22 protein-coding genes are annotated in these 16,440 nt (G+C 57.0%); 5 read left to right on the top strand and 17 right to left on the bottom strand.

What is annotated here, in order from left to right; all coding sequences use genetic code 11:
* The first annotated feature begins 11 nt into the window (after nt 1-11).
* The gene (locus QNH97_RS14440; RefSeq protein ID WP_283552615.1) at nt 12-245 is read left to right on the top strand and encodes a hypothetical protein; all 234 of its coding nucleotides are present in this window, start codon (nt 12-14) and stop codon (nt 243-245) included.
* A gap of 150 nt (nt 246-395) precedes the next feature.
* Here the strand turns inward: QNH97_RS14440 and QNH97_RS14435 are convergent, their stop codons facing one another.
* A complete protein-coding gene (locus tag QNH97_RS14435) occupies nt 396-1,034 on the bottom strand; it encodes a hypothetical protein (RefSeq protein ID WP_283552614.1) in 639 nt (212 codons plus the stop codon).
* 432 nt (nt 1,035-1,466) lie between these two features.
* Here QNH97_RS14435 and QNH97_RS14430 point away from each other — a divergent pair, with 432 nt between their 5' ends.
* The 3 genes from QNH97_RS14430 to QNH97_RS14420 are packed head-to-tail and all read left to right on the top strand — an operon-like array spanning nt 1,467 to nt 2,197.
* Complete coding sequence (locus tag QNH97_RS14430) at nt 1,467-1,844, top strand: hypothetical protein (RefSeq protein ID WP_283552613.1); 378 nt, start codon at nt 1,467-1,469, stop codon at nt 1,842-1,844.
* Nucleotides 1,845-1,864: 20 nt separating this feature from the next.
* Entirely contained in the window at nt 1,865-1,993 is a 129-nt protein-coding gene (locus tag QNH97_RS14425) for a hypothetical protein (protein WP_283552612.1), read from the top strand.
* A 12-nt stretch (nt 1,994-2,005) separates the two neighbouring features.
* Nucleotides 2,006-2,197 (top strand): hypothetical protein, encoded by a 192-nt coding sequence (locus QNH97_RS14420; RefSeq protein ID WP_283552611.1) that lies wholly within the window; start codon nt 2,006-2,008, stop codon nt 2,195-2,197.
* A gap of 167 nt (nt 2,198-2,364) precedes the next feature.
* Here the strand turns inward: QNH97_RS14420 and QNH97_RS14415 are convergent, their stop codons facing one another.
* The 12 genes from QNH97_RS14415 to QNH97_RS14360 form a co-directional block, all read right to left on the bottom strand.
* A complete protein-coding gene (locus QNH97_RS14415; protein WP_283552610.1) occupies nt 2,365-3,096 on the bottom strand; it encodes a TIGR03747 family integrating conjugative element membrane protein in 732 nt (243 codons plus the stop codon).
* Nucleotides 3,097-3,186: 90 nt separating this feature from the next.
* Entirely contained in the window at nt 3,187-5,292 is a 2,106-nt protein-coding gene (traD, locus tag QNH97_RS14410; protein WP_283552609.1) for a type IV conjugative transfer system coupling protein TraD, read from the bottom strand.
* A gap of 8 nt (nt 5,293-5,300) precedes the next feature.
* Nucleotides 5,301-5,816: an integrating conjugative element protein gene (locus QNH97_RS14405; protein ID WP_283552608.1), complete on the bottom strand. Its 516-nt coding sequence runs from the start codon at nt 5,814-5,816 to the stop codon at nt 5,301-5,303.
* Entirely contained in the window at nt 5,813-6,361 is a 549-nt protein-coding gene (locus tag QNH97_RS14400; protein ID WP_283552607.1) for a lysozyme family protein, read from the bottom strand. Before QNH97_RS14400 ends, QNH97_RS14405 begins: the two co-directional genes overlap by 4 nt.
* Nucleotides 6,343-7,062, bottom strand: a complete 720-nt coding sequence (locus QNH97_RS14395; protein WP_283552606.1) for a TIGR03759 family integrating conjugative element protein — start codon at nt 7,060-7,062, stop codon at nt 6,343-6,345. The genes QNH97_RS14400 and QNH97_RS14395 overlap by 19 nt, the downstream gene beginning before the upstream one ends.
* A 9-nt stretch (nt 7,063-7,071) precedes the next feature.
* Nucleotides 7,072-7,743 carry a chemotaxis protein gene (locus tag QNH97_RS14390; protein WP_283552605.1) on the bottom strand — a complete coding sequence of 224 codons (672 nt, stop codon included), beginning with the start codon at nt 7,741-7,743 and terminating at the stop codon, nt 7,072-7,074.
* A complete protein-coding gene (gene pilL2, locus QNH97_RS14385; RefSeq protein ID WP_283552604.1) occupies nt 7,740-8,282 on the bottom strand; it encodes a PFGI-1 class ICE element type IV pilus protein PilL2 in 543 nt (180 codons plus the stop codon). The genes QNH97_RS14390 and pilL2 overlap by 4 nt, the downstream gene beginning before the upstream one ends.
* Nucleotides 8,283-8,370: 88 nt before the next feature.
* Complete coding sequence (locus QNH97_RS14380; protein ID WP_283552603.1) at nt 8,371-9,135, bottom strand: DUF5983 family protein; 765 nt, start codon at nt 9,133-9,135, stop codon at nt 8,371-8,373.
* A 52-nt stretch (nt 9,136-9,187) separates the two neighbouring features.
* Nucleotides 9,188-9,682 carry a RadC family protein gene (gene radC / locus QNH97_RS14375; protein WP_283552602.1) on the bottom strand — a complete coding sequence of 165 codons (495 nt, stop codon included), beginning with the start codon at nt 9,680-9,682 and terminating at the stop codon, nt 9,188-9,190.
* Between the two features lie 98 nt (nt 9,683-9,780).
* Nucleotides 9,781-10,038, bottom strand: a complete 258-nt coding sequence (locus QNH97_RS14370; protein ID WP_283552601.1) for a hypothetical protein — start codon at nt 10,036-10,038, stop codon at nt 9,781-9,783.
* 70 nt (nt 10,039-10,108) lie between these two features.
* Nucleotides 10,109-10,690, bottom strand: a complete 582-nt coding sequence (locus QNH97_RS14365; RefSeq protein WP_283552600.1) for an STY4534 family ICE replication protein — start codon at nt 10,688-10,690, stop codon at nt 10,109-10,111.
* A gap of 866 nt (nt 10,691-11,556) precedes the next feature.
* Nucleotides 11,557-11,898, bottom strand: a complete 342-nt coding sequence (locus QNH97_RS14360) for a helix-turn-helix domain-containing protein (protein WP_053158146.1) — start codon at nt 11,896-11,898, stop codon at nt 11,557-11,559.
* Between the two features lie 209 nt (nt 11,899-12,107).
* Between QNH97_RS14360 and QNH97_RS14355 the strand changes: the two genes are divergently transcribed.
* The gene (locus QNH97_RS14355) at nt 12,108-12,365 is read left to right on the top strand and encodes a hypothetical protein (protein ID WP_053158143.1); all 258 of its coding nucleotides are present in this window, start codon (nt 12,108-12,110) and stop codon (nt 12,363-12,365) included.
* Nucleotides 12,366-12,409: 44 nt separating this feature from the next.
* Here the strand turns inward: QNH97_RS14355 and QNH97_RS14350 are convergent, their stop codons facing one another.
* The 4 genes from QNH97_RS14350 to QNH97_RS14335 all read right to left on the bottom strand — a co-directional run bounded on the left by QNH97_RS14350 (nt 12,410) and on the right by QNH97_RS14335 (nt 16,337).
* Nucleotides 12,410-14,380, bottom strand: coding sequence for a DNA topoisomerase III (locus QNH97_RS14350; RefSeq protein ID WP_283552599.1), 1,971 nt, complete (start codon nt 14,378-14,380; stop codon nt 12,410-12,412).
* Nucleotides 14,381-14,602: 222 nt separating this feature from the next.
* Nucleotides 14,603-15,073, bottom strand: coding sequence for a single-stranded DNA-binding protein (locus QNH97_RS14345; RefSeq protein WP_014338763.1), 471 nt, complete (start codon nt 15,071-15,073; stop codon nt 14,603-14,605).
* Nucleotides 15,070-15,588 carry a DUF3158 family protein gene (locus QNH97_RS14340; protein WP_283552598.1) on the bottom strand — a complete coding sequence of 173 codons (519 nt, stop codon included), beginning with the start codon at nt 15,586-15,588 and terminating at the stop codon, nt 15,070-15,072. The genes QNH97_RS14345 and QNH97_RS14340 overlap by 4 nt, the downstream gene beginning before the upstream one ends.
* Nucleotides 15,585-16,337 (bottom strand): PFL_4669 family integrating conjugative element protein, encoded by a 753-nt coding sequence (locus QNH97_RS14335; RefSeq protein WP_283552597.1) that lies wholly within the window; start codon nt 16,335-16,337, stop codon nt 15,585-15,587. Before QNH97_RS14335 ends, QNH97_RS14340 begins: the two co-directional genes overlap by 4 nt.
* Nucleotides 16,338-16,440 lie beyond the last annotated feature (103 nt).

Below are 16,440 nucleotides of genomic sequence, written 5' to 3'. Positions count from 1 at the left end.
GAAACGACGCCATGACAACGAAGCTCAGCGGGCCGATGGGAAATGTACTCAAACGCATGGGCAACGGCGATGACTACGATGATTTTGGCGTTCATGGCCCTCTGTCTCTTGCTGCCCGCGTACGCACCTGCACTGCCCTGGTGAACCGTGGGCTGATGGTTCAGACGCTGTTCGGCCATTACCTGCTTACCGAGGCCGGTGAAGCTTTGGCATTCGCCCTGAACGCCGTCCCGACCGATCAGTAATCTGTTCGACGATCCAAGTGCGACTGGTACTTGCTGCCGGGCTTGCCGCAGTCGGCTATGCTCTAGTCAGGTTTTCTTCTGATCAGGCGACGCAGCCGAAGAGGGATCGGTATGACGAACCCTCTTCGTTCGCGAAGGTTCAGAATCACATTAGTTAATCTGAAATTGATATCCGTCTTCTGTTCTATAAAGGCGGGGCCAATTATAACTGTCCTTACCATTGGCGACCATTTCGCTAAATTCCCCGAAGCAATCTGAGTGGCTGCAAGAGGCAGAAACGTTATCGGGAACTACGTCCGATTCGACCACCTTCCAACCCAAGCCGTCAGAGGTAATCTGGATGGACGTAGCCCAAAATTGGCCATTGTACCAATCGCCATCTATTTTGCGATGAACCACTCCATAGGTTCCCTGGTAACCATCCACTTGGAAATCGACCCATTTTTGTGAATTAGCGCACATAACTCCATCTATTCCCTTAGACTGGGGGTGGCCAGCGCGAGTTCGAGCGCTCTGGGCACCGTGTGCAGCCATCCATTCTATTTCAGTGCCATTGTTGGAATCGACCCAGTTTATGGTTGCAGTTTCTCCCGCGGCGATAGAGCGCGGCCAATCTATTGATTTGACACAATATCCGTGCATGCTGGTTAGGATTATTTCTGCTCCGCTATTATTTTTAATAGTAAAACTATGGGACTCTTGTGCGTGAACTACGCCTGGTCCGGCGAGCAGAGCGACAAAAGCAACGGCGGCCAAATTGCCGATTACAGCGAGGGATTGACGAAACATCTATGAACTCCATGTAGATAGGTTGTTGGTAATCTTGTGGACAGTTAATCAGCAGATCCACTGTCTGCGGTCGAAAGTAAGATTATCGCGTATTCTTCGGAAAGCCAATAAATACGCATGATAGTAGGGCCTGTATAGAATGGGCTTCAACTTACTTTTGGAATGAGTCATACGGTGTGACGTTCAATTGCTGGATAGCAAAGCCGAGCCATGGTTTGGGGGCCGGGGCTTACCAGCCGACTACATCCTGAAATTGGCTGCGGCGCGTAAGCCCGAAGTAATAGAGTAAGGTCTTGAGATCGCGCAAGGGGTGATCGTTTTTTACGGTGCCGAGCGGGCCAAAATCCTCAAGGCAGGCGGCAGCTAGGATGCAATGTCAAATTTCAGACACTTGATGAAAAGATCTTCCAGCCTCGCGCCCTGGAATCGGCGATGAATGCTGCCTTTGAACAAGGCCAGGTTTTCGAAAGCGACTACTACCGGGCCAGAGCATTCAAGAACGGCAATTTTATGTTCAATGATGCTGATTTGAAAGTTGTTCAGAAAGCGTTAGCTATTGCAGGCCCTGAGGACTTCACAAGCGACGGCGGATCAGGTGTCGTCACAGTTTATGGCGAGTTCGCGGATTCCATTTTACGTGCCAAATTTCCAAATGATGATGCTCGAGCTCGGCTGGGGCTAAAAGGCCGGCCAGTTCGGATAGCACGGGGGAGTCATCTGGAAATCTGGTGCGACGGTTTTTATATGGAAGGCGCGCAGGTGCGTGGGATAGTTCACCGCGCAGCACAATGCGTTCTCCCGCAGGCCTAATTGTTAAAGGAAGTCGAGCCATGACCGTAAGAGAGAAGTCCACCCTGAAAAGCCTGCAATCGAAGTGGGCACAGGGCACCGCTACAAAAGTCCAGGTCCTGCGCTGCATCGAGCTGGAACAGAAGGCCCGCGCAGCAGCGCGTTCGTAAGGGAAACGTGCCATGAACAGCATGCCGCAACGTGAGCTTTACCCGTTTGTCGTAACCATCACTTTTGCCGGCGGCGGCGTTGAACTGGCCGAGTTCGATGCGGCGGATGCTGCGCAGGCAAACCGGTTCGCTCGGCGTCTGGTGGCTGACAGTGGTCACACAGCGAAGGACGGGAAAGTGGCTTTCAAAGCAAAGCGCAAGTAACAGGGAAAAGTCGCCTGTTGCACCCCAAGTCTCGCATCGCGGGGCTGGGTCAGTAAAAAAAGCGCAATTTCGCGTTGCTGAAACTGGCGGCTCCTTACGACTGGGAGCTTAGGCCTCTCATGAGCTAGCCTCCTGAACACTTCCGCAGATAAGCATTCGTGTCGCACTCAGAGATATTTTTTGAACGTCGCAGCTGTAATTGCCATGGACACCGCGAGCATCGCTGCGCAAGGCAGAAATACCGCCATGGGGTTGAGCGAAAAGGGTAGTGACAAGTATATGAACCAGGGCACGACTAGCAGTGGTATCACTGTTCGCTTAGCGCGGTGATAAACAAAACTGCTTTCTCGACCTGCTCCAAATTTGCGCAAATCGCGATGCATCAAACCATCGACAAAGCCTGTTAGCGAGGCCAGCAAAAATAATGGTGCTGCCAGGACTAGAATGGTCAGGCGCACCACGAAGGTAAAGGTCACATACACCGCGGCCAGCACGAAATCCTCAATGCTCACGTAGAGCTGGTTGATCCAGCTCCAGAAGCCGTTGCCTTGGCTCGACACCCCCGCCTGCTGGGAAAAGTCCGCGAAGCCAGTCTTGACCAGCAGCCACTGATTCAGGAAATCCAGCAAATGGACAATCGCTGGCGCGGGCTGTTGGATGAGAAGTGAAGACTTGAAGTGCTCGCTGAGCCAGGCCAACTCACTGGTTAGCATGGCCTGACTATGTCGCCAGCCCTGATCACCCCAGAACAGCAGGAGACCGGCAAACTCGATCGGGATCGAGAACAGCAATGAGGCCATCAGCAAGCCGATGATGCGTATGAACAGGCTGATGGTCGAGACGATCATTCCCGGACGCTGGATCGGCTGTGGCGACGTGTTCTGGGCGGAAGTAGTCATCGTTCATTCCATTGTGCACCGTAGAGTTGATGCCGTCACGGCGCCTGCCGAATGCGTGTTTGCTGAATCGAAACCTAGGTCAGGGTATGGCTACTTCACCTGATTCAAATCGAAGTTAATTGTTGGGCCGCCACCGCTGGCGCTCCACCATTGCCCCGCTTGCTCGTTGTAGGTGGCCCGCATTCGCTGGGTGAGTTCCAGCAGGTCCTTGGGCATGGCATCGTCATTGGAGTGTTTTGGCAACGGCATACGGACTTTCCAGAGCTGGCCACCTGCCTGAAATGAGAACATTTGCCCCTTGGGCAAACTAACGATGTGCGCCGGCTCGATGAGCGGCACGCTGGTGCTGCTGACACGGTCCTGTGAAGAGGAGGTGAAGTCCGTGTTGGCCTCAGGATCGGAAGTGTCGGTGGCTCCCGACACGAGGGTTTTGGTCAGCACATTGACCTTGGGCAACTGCTGGGTGAGCAGCTCCGCAGTGGCGGTTTCGCGCACCCGTAGCATCTGTAGGGTGTTGAAGTTGCCGATCACTTGGCCAGCCTTGGCGCGGTTGCCGATACGTGCTTCGATATCGCTGAGGGTTTGGGTGTAGGCGGTTACCTGGATACCTGCACCGCCGCCCTTGTTAATCAACGGAATGAACTCATCGCCCATCAACTCGTTGAACTCATCGGCATGCAGATTGATCGGCAGCTTGTCACTGCTGCTGCCCGATGCGGGCAGGCCGTGGTCAATGCCATGTTTGTAGATGTGGCCCGCGACGGAGACCAAGTCGGCGAACATAGAGTTGCCCACTGCGGAGGCGACTTCGGCATCGGTCAACGCATCGAGACCGACGTAGACGATGCCGCGTTTTCGGATGATCTGCATCCAATCGAAGATTGGCCTTGGGTCGCCTAAATCGGTGTAGTTGGGTGCAAGTAACTGGGCAGTCTTACCGGTGGTGAGTTTCTCCAGCAGCGGAAGTAGCGAGGCAACGATTTTGTCGAAGTAAGTGCGGTCATATCGTACCGCCGAGCGCAGCCCGTCCATGACTGGATCAAACACTCGCTTCACCGCCAAGTACTGCTCGATGGCCACCACACGCTTTTCGCGTCCCACCATATGCCGGGGAATGTTTTTCTCAGTGAGCTTGCCTTCAAGCTGGACGATCACTTCCCACGCCTTCGGATCGGTTCTGGCGAAGAACTGCTGGGCGTATTCGATGAACAGTGCATCGATGTTGACCACATGGCGTTGAATCTGCAGGTAGTCCGGACGTCGGCCCAGCTCGATCAGCGCCCGGGCAATGATATTGACGAAGCGCCAGGCGAACTCACGGAAAGCTGCGGAGTTTCCTTCGCCGCTGAGTTGCCCGGCGATGCGTGACGCCACCTCTGAGATACGACCGAAACGTCCCACGGCGTTGTAGCGAGCGGAGATCTCCGGCCAGCCTAGATGGAAAACATAGAACTCCTTTTCTCGACCGGCGCGTTTGGCTTCGACGTATATGCGTTTGAGCAAGTCGGCGTCGCCCTTCGGATCGAAGACGATCACTACCTCGTGTTCGACGCGGTGTATGTCCTGGGTGATGTACACCTCGGCGAGTCGCGTTTTGCCGACACGGGTCGTGCCCAGCACCAGGGTGTGTCCGACCCGTTCGCCCAGCGGCAGGCTGACTTCCGTTTCATCGGGCTCGACCCCATGCAACAGCGGCGAACCACCGACCGGGGGCAAAGGTCGTAATGGATTGAAAGCACTGTCCCAGGCGGTGACACGGGCCAATGTAGAGAGCGGAAACGGTGCATGTTCCAGGCGGCGTTCTAGTCCGCGTGCCAGACGATAGCTGGTCGGTTGCTCGACATAGTGAGCGACCGCCGGGTCTTGAGCCTCAACCAAGCGCTGGGTGTGCAGCCGGGTCCAGCGAAAGCCGCGGCCCATGAACAGATGCTTACGGCTAACCGGAATCTGCCGACTGGTCAGCTCGTAGCGGGGTAGCCGGCGAATATTGCGTCGATAGCGCAACACCTCCCAGGCTTGCCGCAGCCGGAGAAGGCAGAACAGGGTATAGGCCAGCGCTGCAACCAGACCGATGGCGGGGGACAGGGCAACAGCCCAGGGCGAGTGCACGCATAGTACTGCGGCGGCGATACAGATCGCTACGGTGTACAACTCCACCGCTGGCCTGAGCTTAGACTCCATCGCATGCTCGGCCATGACCCGACTCACTGTTCCAATGAGGTGGCGGTGATCAAGACGGGGTAGTGCTCAATCTGCAGGCGAGTGGCGATGTCGTTGCCGTTGACCGGCAGGATGGTGATGCCCGGAGCGGCTGCTCGAATCCGGGCCAGGGCTTCAGTATTGGCCACTTCGACGGCGAGGCCTGCCGCGCCCATTTCCTGCAGTTCAGCCGCGTGTTGACGCAACCAAGCCAGCGACTGGGGATCGTCACCGACCAGGAAAAATGGCTGCAAACCAGCCATGATCAGGGCGCGGGGAGTGATCTGGCCGGGGCTCAGCCGAGAACTGCTGATCGGTAATATCCAGTTCTCATTGGCAAACCTGGACAGGTCTGCATGCACGGCCCGGGAAGCCTGAATTCTGTTATTTATGGACAGGTCCGTGGCCTGGAAACAGGATTGGGTGAGGTCGCCAGCCGGATCCCTGACTACGATTGGTTTCGCCTGGGCTACAGGTGCCAAGAACAGGATGAAATAACAGGTAAGGAATATTTGCCTCATGGCGGTGTGCCCTTTTTGACGGAAACCAGCAACCGTTCGAGTTGCCGGGAAAATCCAGCGCGATAACGCGCTGCCGGCGCTCCTCCTACTGGGCGGTGATAGCGTCCGGCAGCTGACACCCAGTCACCAGTGGCGGCGTGATGCTCCTGCAGCAGCGCGGCGGTGACGGCGAGATTCCGGTAGGGGTCAAGGGCTTCGCAGGGGCTGGAAAAACGTTGCTCATGGAAACCCAGGTTGGTTTGTCCAAGACCGACATCGACCCGCTTGGCGTTGTGCCGGGCGAGTGTTTGAAGCAAAGCGTCGCAGGCGGCCGCTCGGGTGGTGAATCGATAAGGTATTCCGGCGATGTTCAGAGTCCAAGGCCAGGGCAGCAGTCGACCATGAACGCGGATACCGCTCTCCTGCAAGGCAATTGCGAACAGCACTGTAGAAGGGATGTCGGCGTCATGCGCCACCAATTGATAGGCTGGCGGCGGAAGTTCCTCAGCCTGGGCTGCGAGCACCGTCAGCATCAGTGTAAGACCACTCAGTCGAGGCGTTGCCATTGTCCATTCACCTGTTGAAATGTGGCGGGCAATGGCCCCGGAGCACCCAGGCTGAACCAGCGACCACGGTCATGGTTCAGGGTGATCTGCCGGCGTTGGACCTTGCTCGGATCGATGTCCGCTTGCCGAGCCCAGCGACGGACGCGTTCATCCTCACCTTGGCTGCCCACCAAGTAGATATCGAACGCCGTGTCGCTGCTTTGCAGGCGTTGCGCTTCGGCGGTACACACTGGGCAGTGGTCCTCCACAAACAAAGCAGGGCGCGGCACGACCGATGAGCTGGCAGGGGACGGGGATGCCATGCTTTGGATCGGTAGCAGCCCGGGAAACAGCTTGGTCCAGGCCGCGGTGTAAGCGTTTTGGTACGCCAACTCGCGCTCGGCGCGTTTGGCCTCCAAGGCTACCTGAAGTTCGGCATAGCGTCGGCGCTCTTGGTCGGTCTCTGCCTCGACGCCGAGCGCGGTCAGCGGGTCCAGGTTCGGGCTCCAGAAGCCGCGCGGGCCGGCTTGGATCTGTTCGAAGCGTGTCCACTCTTGCTCCGTCAGACCCCAGTTTGCCGCCTGTTCAGAGTGCGAGCGCCCCAGTAAAGTGGATTGTGTGTCCTGAATCCTTGACGGTGTCGTGACAGGGTTGCCCATCGCAGCGCCCGTGCTAAGTAGTGAAACGAGACAGACGATGGGGGACAGTAGCGCTCGGTTCATGATCGTTTCTCAAGGGAGTTGCACGGTCTGGTCTGGCTGAGTGGGCACCGTGAAGATGGCCGCGTTCGGCTCCAGCACCTTCAGCTGCCAGGTGCCGAACTGCTCGCCGTTGTGCAGCAACTGGATATCCTCGAGCGAACGACTATCAGGAGGAGCGACCGCCAGAAAGCGCTCGCCACCGCGAGACTCGACACCCAGTACTGAGAATGGCGGCGAGAGCGGGGCAGGCTTGGGGCGAGCGGCTTTTTTCGGCTTGGCCGAGGAAGACGTCGGTGGTGGGAGTGATGGCTGCGTCTTGAGGTCCAGGAGTTGCTGCTCGACGTGCTCAAGTCGTGCACGTAACGCGATCATGTCGGCTGCGGCGGCACGGTCTGCCAGACCTTCGCGTAGCTCCTGAATCTCTTGCGCCCATTGATCCAACATCGGGTCGAGTGTATTGGCCTGTTGTTCACCGGAGTCGACCATCTGCTTCAAGTCTTTCAGCGCGTACTGCAGCTTCTCCTGTGCATCCATGAGAGTGCTTGAATCACGTTGCAGGGAATCCAGAGTCTGTAGGCGTTGTGCGTTGGCATTTTCCAGCTCGGTCACGCGTTGATACTGGTTATACAAACCACCACTGAGCCCGGAGATCGCCAGGCAAAGTGAGCCGACAATGAGGGTTTGGAACGTCGAGGCTTTCATGGGCGTGCCTCCGGCTGATGGGGCACGCTGGGTGCGACCCGCATGACGGCAGCATCATTTTTTTGCCGTTCGAAGCAGACCGAACGGCTGACCTCATCGATCGTGAGTTGCCAGGCGGGGCCAGCCAGTACTTGTAGAGCGTTGCGTAATGAGATCGGGCCGAGCCGGTAATGGGCGGCGGGCAGAGACCGGGTAAACAGTATCTTTACTGGTTCGGCAGCAGGGCAGAGCGAATAACCTGAGCGCTGCAGCACGTAGTGCATCGCCTCCTGTACCGAGGGATTCAGGTTGGACGGAATGCTCACGTCAATGATTTGAGCGAGAAGATCACGTTGCTCTGTCGTGGGCTCGGTGCTGACTAGCGTATAGCGGCCATAGCGGAGCTCTGTCGGATGACTCTCTTCGGCTGTACTCCTTGAAAGCTGGGCCCGATTGGAACCACCGGCAGTCTCTGGACTGGTCGGCAATGGGGTGGGGGTCTGCGCCGTGCATGCGCTCAATAAACCCAGCAGGCAGACAGGCGTGAAAAGACGCTCCATGGAAAAAACCTCATGTCAGATTCAGTGCAGAACCTGACATGAGGTGAAGGAGCGATTCAGTGAGTAAGTTGATTCAAGACGGGTCGTGTTAAGTTGAACGCGTTGCTATTTCGTCATAAATGGCTAGCCCATCCAAAGCGGTAGCGTCGGGGTCAAAGATCAACAATCGCACATCCGCCAACGCCGCCAGATACAGTACGTTGACCAGGGCTTCCGGCGTACCGGCGTCGAGCTGCTCTTGCCTTAGCGACGAGTAAGGACTGCCCTCGATCTTCATCAGGTTCCCGTCGGTCCAGGGCGTGCCGATCAACTTACACCCGATGCCATTGCAGTCTGTCAGGGCAAAGGGCTCGAACAGAAGTCCGGTTGGTCTGGAGTCGACATTGCCAACCCGGCTTTCCAGGTGGCGCAGTGCTTTGTCAGTGAGGTGTGCGGTGCTGATCTCCCAGGCTCGGCTGTAGTGTCCAGTCTCGAAGCGCAAGCGATGGACCGCGGCTTGGGCCTCTTCCAGGGAGTACAGATCACCGAGGTGATGCCGCTCGTTGAGCATTTCGCCCATCACCGCGTAGATTACTTGGCGCACTAGCCCGGTGGACTGGCAGCGTTCATCCAAATCATCCGAAATGGATTGGCCTTCGCTGATCAAGGCGAAATCGTCATTGAACAGGCAGGCGAACAGTTGCAGCTCATTGTCGGGCAGATGGGTTTGTGAGTCGTGTACGGAGCGAAGGCAGGGAGGGTAGTCGTTCGCGTAGGTGATCAGCAGCAGCCGTTCGATAGATAGATTGTCATAGCCGCGAACGAATGGGCCTGAAGCCCCCAGCATCGCTGGGGCTTGGGTAGTGGATTTCATGACTATTCTCCAAGATGAAAATGAACAAGGCGCCCGAAGGCGCCTGTAAGGGTTAAAGCCAACCGTATTCGGCAAGAGAAAGTGGGCGACCTTCACCCACGATGAAGTGATCCAGTACGTGAACCTCGATCAAGGCCAAAGCCTCTTTCAACCGTGCGGTCAAGACGCGGTCTGCCTGGCTGGGTTCTGTACATCCCGAAGGGTGGTTGTGAACAAAAATGACGGCTGCTGCGTTATGCGCTAAGGAGCGCTTGACGACTTGGCGGGGGTAAACGCTGGCGCCATCGATGCTCCCGTGAAAGAGGATCTCGAATGTCAGAACGCGATGGCGGGTATCGAGAAACATCACACCGAAAACCTCATGCTCTTGAGGTGCAACATGCAGTTTTAGGTATGAGGCCACGGCGTCAGGTGACGTCAGGCTGGGGCCGCGGGTGAACAGTCGTCGATCCAGAATGTGCAGCGCTTCGTCGATCAGCTGGTTTTCTAGGACGATACGATCAGCCACGACATTCGAGGTTTCGATGAGGGTGAGTTGGGTGCTCATGGGAGGCCTCCGAAGGGAACAATCCGGGGGTACACACCCAAGGGGAGTGTTGTCCCCGAGGTGGATATAGAGTGACGCATTGCCCGATGACGCGCTGTTTACAGCTGAGTGAATCGGTGGCGTTGTCCGTTCAGGTGTGAATCACAACCGTTGCAGGGCAATGGGGAAAAGGTTCTTATTCCACGGCCAGTTTCGGGATCGAAGTCGGCACTGATGGGCATTAGCCGAACCAGCCCACGATGGAGACCGGCGATGCGTTCCTCGACCTCATCCGTCGTGTAATAGAGCGATAACGTGCTGTAGTCCTCGTAAGCCGCAGCGAACAGGCAATCGTCGCAAAGCCAGAAGGATTCCATATTGGTTCTCCTGTGCTGATTGAAAAAAAGGCGCTCGATTGAGCGCCTTGATGTAAACATCGTGGATTGTTCAGGCGGGCTGAACAGTACGGGTGGCGACACGGCGGGCTGTGCGGGGAGTGGGTGCAGATTCAGGCTCAATCCTGGACTCTGTTGGGTTGTCGGTATCCTCAGCTTCGGCATCAGCCGAGGTTGGGGATGGCTCACTGTTTGGCGCTTGCTCAGCAGGTGCTGTTGCCTCCTGCCTGGCAGGCGCTTTGTACTCGAACGTGCCATTGACTTTGATCCAGTCGATGTACAGCAGACGACCTTTCAGGCTGGCGCCCGGCTGGCCTTGTTTAGCGCCTTTCTCATAGAGAAATGGTTCGATCCACAGGTCGCCGATACGGAACGACAGCAAGACCTTTTTCTCGGCTTTGACGGCGTCCATATAGAGACGAATCAAGCGTTCAGCTTCGCCTCCAGCGACTTTGCAGTCGAAGCGGGTGTACTCGACCGCATCGGTGGCACCGTGCAGGGCGGCGATATCGCAGGCCATGAATGGCTGGCCGCGGCGGACTTGTACTTCGCGGACACGGTTGAGGTAGCCGATGCCGACGGTGTGCAGATTGAAGTAAGTGGTCGCTTCTTGGGATTGGTTGGCGTGGGCCATGGTGGTTCTCCTTTCAGGGGAAAACGGCGACGCACAACCCCAGACGGGGAAGTGAGCCCCGTCAGGGTGGGTAAGGTGAAGGCAAGCGATGACGACACGCCACCGGCGAGCCAATGACAAACAGAACGATGCACCGGGGGAATAGCGGTGTAGCAAAAGAGAATCCGCAGCAGTGGTCCGCGGACCTGGGGTAGTAGGCATTCATCACCGCTAAAGCGGTAATCGTGCGAGCCTCCGAACGCTGATCGCACTTGGGTAAACCACCACAAGCGTGGCGTAGCCTTGAAGGTTCAAGCTACCTGGGCTGGGCTGTCAACGACAGCGAACCACACCCTTTGTATAAGCCTGTCATAGGGGAGCGTCAAGACGCCGCAAGCCGGTTTTTTATGGCCGGAATACAGTGGAAATTACTGGACTGAAGAAAGTGAAGAGTGGGCCTGACGGGGTGCCAGGCGAGGAAGAGAAAAGCCACCTTAGGCAGTCTGACGCAGTCGACAAGCTCCTCGCAAAACTTGATTTAACTGCGCCATGATCCGCCAACCGACCCTTGTCGTGGCCTGGGTCGGAACACGCTGGCACGCATCCGCGCACAAAGGGTGCCCAGTGTTTCCCCGGCGGGCTCCGGGACTGAATGCGATCGCCGTAGCGGATGACCGCTGATGCCTGGCAGAGGCAACAGTGGTCATCCGCCACCACGATCAGGTCGAGCACAAAACGGGAACGGAATTCCGCAGAAGAGAAGGCTCCGAACTCAAGGAGTCCGACCGAGCTACCCGGAGCGAATCGGTCTTGGGTCGCCGTAAGCGATGATCCTGAGGCACTACAGCAGAGCGGGTGTGACGACGTCAAGCCAGTGGGCGCAGAGGTTATTTGCTACTGAGGTGAGCGGCCAGCTGTTCGACGGTCGACAGGATAAAGGCACGGTCGCTTTCTTGAAGGCTGCTCAGTAGTCCCGCGATCATCTGGCCCTGGTCGTTGGGACGATTGCTCGACTCCGTCAGCAGTTCATCCATCCGGCAGTCGAAGATGTCCGCCAGTTGCATCAGCTTGACCACGGAAAGCTCCACCACACCCCGCTCAAGGCGCGAAATGGCTTCGCTGCCGATCCCCAAGCGTTCAGCCACTTCTTCCTGGGTCAGATTACGCTGAGTGCGGTGCTTCGCGATCATGCGTCCGATTTGGGCTTGGGTAGGATGTTTATATGCCAAGTGATGAGTTCTCCAATTCAACCCGAATGGTTGAGCAAAGACCCATTGACATGAACATCCTTAACGGTTGAGTATCGACTTAAAGGGTTGTTATATTGACTGAAATTGCTGTTTGTCGCGACGTGACATCTATTCCTCCAAGGATCAGAGCCCGAAGTGACCAGTGAGACTGAGCGGTCTGATAGGGCCAAACGGAGGCAAGGTTGAGCATGGATGAGCAGCGCGAGGACGTCATGGACCTGATCTGGGATCGAACACTGGAGCTGTTCATCAAGATCCATGATTGCCCTGATAACCCCGCACACCTCGACAGCCTTGTTCATTGGCTCAACGAAGATCCTGCTCACCTGAAAGCGTTCAACGAACTGGGGCAGATATGGATCGCGACAGGCATCGCTTTGGCCCGTGAAATCGGACAACCGCTAAGTGACTTGGAGAAAGATCAGCCTCCATTGATGACGCACTGACCCTGTACATCAACTCCAAGATTGTGGTGATCACCAATGGCGCGTCATGGGTGTCGCGTACCTTTGCTGATCGGCACAGTGCCTTTGCAGTCTGGGTAGTGGGAGCATGACCAGAACGGCCCTGATTTTCCCTTCCGCCTGAGCATTGAGGCGTTGCAAATGGGGCAGACAGGCCCGGCTTCGACCGGTACCGACAAGGTAAGCGCTCCGCAGTTTGCGATCAGCTGCGTAATCCAGTGTGCCTGCTTGGCAACGAATGCATCCAAGGTCAGACGTCCCGCTTCGATTTCATCCAGCGCTTGCTCCCAGATCGCGGTCATACCCGGATCTGCGACTGCTGCGGGTACCGCTTCGATCAGGGTATGGGCCGCTGCGGAGGCCGTTAATGCACGTTTTTTCTTCAGCAAGTAACCGCGATCAATCAACCCCTTGATGATGCCAGCTCGTGTGGCTTCGGTGCCGATACCGGTGGTGTCCCGAAGTTTCTGTTTAAGGCGCGGGTCGTTGACCAGCTTGGCGACGTTTTTCATCGCCTTGATCAGATCGCCCTCGGTGAGCGATTTGGGCGCAGCGGTGCGCATGGACTTGAGTTCGAGGTCGTCCACTGCGCACCGCGTACCCTGTTGTAGGGCGGGCAGCACCTGAGATTTTTGACTGGGTTCATCGTCTTCGGCGCTGTCGGAGAGCAAGCCTTTCCAGCCTTGGACGAGGATCTGTTTGCCAACCGCAGTCAAACACTCGGCGCCGCACTCCAGTTCGACCTCGGTTCGATCAAACTCGTGATGCGGCAGGAATTGCGCGAGGTAGTGGCTACGAATCAGTTCGTAGACTTGGCGCTCTTGTTCAGACATCCGCCCAAGGTTCGCCGGCCCGGTGGTGGGGATGATGGCGTGGTGCGCGGTGATCTTGGCATCGTTCCATGCTCGTGAACGCAATGATCGATCGACGCTTGCGAGCGCTGGGCGTAACGCGGGATCCATTCTGAGCAGGGCATCGAATACCGCAGATACCTCGTTGAACATGCTCTCTGGCAAATAACGGCAATCGCTGCGCGGATAGCTGGTGGCTTTGTGGGTTTCATACAAGGCTTGGGCGATGTTCAGGGTTTCCTGAGCGCCGAGTCCCAGCTTGCGTGAGCAGACTTCTTGCAGTGTGCTCAGGTCGAAGGGCAGGGGTGGCGCTTCGCGCAAATGCTCAGTCTGCAGCGAGACTACGGTGGCGGTCTTGCTGCTAGAAATCGCTTGGAGGGCTTGACTTGCGAGCGCCTGCTGCAAGCAGCGACCGGCTTCGTCACGTCCTGAGCTTGGTGGTATCCACGATGCGATGAATGGTTGTTGCTCCATTGAGGACAGGTGCACATTCACCACCCAGTACGGCACCGAGACGAAGCTGGCAATCGCACGATCTCGATCAACCACCAAGCGCAAAGTGGGCGTTTGGACGCGTCCAACCGACAGTACGCCGTCATAACCCGCCCGCCGTCCCAGGAGGGTAAACAAACGACTGAGGTTCATACCAATCAGCCAATCGGCGCGGCTGCGGGCGAGGGCTGAGTGGTAGAGCAGAAAGGTTTCTTGATCAGACTTTAGCGAGGACAGTGCCTTGTGAATCGATGCCTCGTTGAGTGCGGACAACCAGAGGCGCTGAACAGGGCCTCGGTAGTTACAGCGCTCCAGTAATTCGCGGGCAATCATCTCACCTTCACGATCGGCATCGGTGGCGATAACGACGGTGCTAGCTTCGCTAAGCAGGCGTTTGATGACCTTGAACTGTGCTGCGATCTTGGGTTTGACCTCAACCCTCCACTGCGCGGGAATGATCGGTAGATGATCCAACGACCAAGTTTTGTACTGATCGCCATAGGCTTCAGGTGGGGCCGTCTCCAGCAGGTGACCGATACACCAGGTGACGGTTGTATCGGGGCCGATCAAGCAACCGTCGCCACGTCGGCTGGCTCCGAGAACCTTGGCGATGTCACGACCTTGGGAGGGTTTCTCGCAGAGAAAGAGACGCATAGAATTGCTCCGGGTTGAGTTCGGAGCAGCGTTGTTGGAAACAACAGTGGCGAGCTATGAGAAACCTGAATGACAGGTTCCTCATATTAGTCGGTGAGGGCAGTCTTGATTGGGGATGAGGCTACTACCTTATAGTCACGTGGACGACAGTGCTTCACGAGCAGCGAGTAATGACAGGCCAGGCACTTCGCGCAAAGGCGCAATTTTTATGCCTCAAGCCCGTCATGCCGATGGTGGCTGCCCTCTGCGCTTTTTGGACTTCGACGCAGGCGAGCTGGCCTGGTCTGTAGCCTGCCCGACGGGAGCCGCAGACGAGGCTGACTCACTAGAGCGCTCCCGCATGACCACGTTCTGCACGCGGTGAGGCAGGATGCCGACACGACGCGCCTCAATCTTGAAGGTGACCCGTGCGTTGTCTTCGCTGTCCTCCCACTCATCGCGCACCGTGCGGCCTTCGACCAGTACACGCATACCTTTCTGGTACAGCGTGCTCCAGTGCTCAGCCTCGCGGTGCCAGAGCTCGACCGGCGCCCAATAGCCGCCTCGATCCTCATAGCTGCCATCGCGTGGCACGGGGTTGTCGAAGTACACATTCAGGCGCAGCAAACGCCGTGGCTCGTCATTGCCTGATGGGAACTCCTGGAACTCTGGCGCACTGCCGATGTTGCCTTCGCCGACGAAAAAGGTACTCATTGTGATATCTCCGCTGCTGGTGTGAGCTGGCGCAGCAGCCGTTCGGCGCTGGCCATTTTGATCGCGCAGGTTGACGCCTGACGGTAGAGCGAATGCACCACGCTCATCTGCAAGTTCAGTGCAATGCGATTGCATTCGAAACGGTGCAATCCTTCGCGTATGACTTGCGGCAAGGCCTTGTTGGAGACCTGACGTTCCCAGACCGCAACGCCCATACGAGCGAAGTCACGGGTGCGCCATCGCAAAAAGGTGCTGCCCGCACTGGTGTTCTGCAGCACCAATCGAATATCCAGCAGCGAATAAGGAGGTTGTCCGGCCTGCTGCGCCACAGACTCCATCAGGCGACATAACTGCGTCTCGGTTTCCCTCGCCCCCTGCGCCAGGTATTCCACCTCCCCCTTACCCTTTAAAGGTTTTAAAAGGCCTTTTAGGGAGGCAGCATGTTCGAGCTGTCGATAGGCATCCGGTGTTAGCGTATCGAGGGGCATTGGTTGAGTTCGGATCAGGGGCTTCATACGTCCTCCGGCTCATCGACTGTCGCGGATGGCTCTACTGCTTTCTCTGCCAACGCGTCAGCGCCATCGACTGCCACAGCACCACGACGAATAATGGGTGGCGCGAATTGGGAGCGGCGATGCCCTTCAAGGATGTCGATGGGGGGCAATCCAAACTTTTCCTTGGCCGCCAGTGCGCGGGCATTGTTTGCGGCCATATCATCGCGTGTGACACCTGCAAGTCGATAACGCTGCGCCTGGCCGAACAGGCTGCGTAGCAGATGAGCACCGTCGTCTATCCACGCTTCCATGTCTCTGCGACCAATCAAGGCGGTGTGATGGGCCAACAGGGTGTGGCGCACCAGCGTGTCGTAGTCAGTCAGCAGGTAGACGGCGAGAAACCCCAGTTGGCTGCCGATGTACAAGGGCAAGGTGACGGGGTGGATGTTGAGGTTATCGCTCATGTCGATCTGCGTCGGCAGATCCTGTCTGATCCGATCCAATTGCTGGGTCAGCTCCAGCATTCCAGCTTTGGCCTGCATCAGTTTTTCTTCGAGCTGCACGATAGCCCAATCGGCGTAAGGGTCGTCCTGCGCTGCGGCTTGTTTGATTAGGTTGGTGACGCTGATGTAGCCGGCCATACCCATGATCGAATGGGCGCCTTCACGTGCGGTCCGACCTTGCCAGATTCGGGCGGCGTGGTGGGTATGCAGTGTCAGCGTGATGCTGCTGCGCAATGAACCCAGGTTGAGCTGATAGTGATCGGCCACGGTGTAGTCCTCGCATAGGCTTGGACGGAGACGTTGCGACAGATGAAGGTCAAGGACAGCCGAAAAGCTGAATGCGGTGTGTTCGGTTTGGTTCGAAATGGTT

This window comes from Pseudomonas sp. G2-4 (genome assembly GCF_030064125.1).
Classification (GTDB): domain Bacteria; phylum Pseudomonadota; class Gammaproteobacteria; order Pseudomonadales; family Pseudomonadaceae; genus Aquipseudomonas.
Note: the sequence above shows the minus strand (reverse complement) of the source record. Positions and strands in the feature narration are given on the sequence as shown.

Bases quoted from the DNA above. Each gene is read 5' to 3' on its own strand.
- QNH97_RS14350 (WP_283552599.1), bottom strand. From the start codon at position 14,380: ATGCGTCTCTTTCTCTGCGAGAAACCCTCCCAAGGTCGTGACATCGCC.
- QNH97_RS14345 (WP_014338763.1), bottom strand. From the start codon at position 15,073: ATGAGTACCTTTTTCGTCGGCGAAGGCAACATCGGCAGTGCGCCAGAG.
- QNH97_RS14435 (WP_283552614.1), bottom strand. From the start codon at position 1,034: ATGTTTCGTCAATCCCTCGCTGTAATCGGCAATTTGGCCGCCGTTGCT.
- QNH97_RS14415 (WP_283552610.1), bottom strand. From the start codon at position 3,096: ATGACTACTTCCGCCCAGAACACGTCGCCACAGCCGATCCAGCGTCCG.
- pilL2 (WP_283552604.1), bottom strand. From the start codon at position 8,282: ATGGAGCGTCTTTTCACGCCTGTCTGCCTGCTGGGTTTATTGAGCGCA.
- traD (WP_283552609.1), bottom strand. From the start codon at position 5,292: ATGGCCGAGCATGCGATGGAGTCTAAGCTCAGGCCAGCGGTGGAGTTG.
- QNH97_RS14380 (WP_283552603.1), bottom strand. From the start codon at position 9,135: ATGAAATCCACTACCCAAGCCCCAGCGATGCTGGGGGCTTCAGGCCCA.
- radC (WP_283552602.1), bottom strand. From the start codon at position 9,682: ATGAGCACCCAACTCACCCTCATCGAAACCTCGAATGTCGTGGCTGAT.
- QNH97_RS14440 (WP_283552615.1), top strand. From the start codon at position 12: ATGACAACGAAGCTCAGCGGGCCGATGGGAAATGTACTCAAACGCATG.
- QNH97_RS14395 (WP_283552606.1), bottom strand. From the start codon at position 7,062: ATGAACCGAGCGCTACTGTCCCCCATCGTCTGTCTCGTTTCACTACTT.
- QNH97_RS14420 (WP_283552611.1), top strand. From the start codon at position 2,006: ATGAACAGCATGCCGCAACGTGAGCTTTACCCGTTTGTCGTAACCATC.
- QNH97_RS14355 (WP_053158143.1), top strand. From the start codon at position 12,108: ATGGATGAGCAGCGCGAGGACGTCATGGACCTGATCTGGGATCGAACA.
- QNH97_RS14390 (WP_283552605.1), bottom strand. From the start codon at position 7,743: ATGAAAGCCTCGACGTTCCAAACCCTCATTGTCGGCTCACTTTGCCTG.
- QNH97_RS14430 (WP_283552613.1), top strand. From the start codon at position 1,467: ATGAATGCTGCCTTTGAACAAGGCCAGGTTTTCGAAAGCGACTACTAC.
- QNH97_RS14425 (WP_283552612.1), top strand. From the start codon at position 1,865: ATGACCGTAAGAGAGAAGTCCACCCTGAAAAGCCTGCAATCGAAGTGG.
- QNH97_RS14365 (WP_283552600.1), bottom strand. From the start codon at position 10,690: ATGGCCCACGCCAACCAATCCCAAGAAGCGACCACTTACTTCAATCTG.
- QNH97_RS14400 (WP_283552607.1), bottom strand. From the start codon at position 6,361: ATGGCAACGCCTCGACTGAGTGGTCTTACACTGATGCTGACGGTGCTC.
- QNH97_RS14340 (WP_283552598.1), bottom strand. From the start codon at position 15,588: ATGAAGCCCCTGATCCGAACTCAACCAATGCCCCTCGATACGCTAACA.
- QNH97_RS14405 (WP_283552608.1), bottom strand. From the start codon at position 5,816: ATGAGGCAAATATTCCTTACCTGTTATTTCATCCTGTTCTTGGCACCT.
- QNH97_RS14370 (WP_283552601.1), bottom strand. From the start codon at position 10,038: ATGGAATCCTTCTGGCTTTGCGACGATTGCCTGTTCGCTGCGGCTTAC.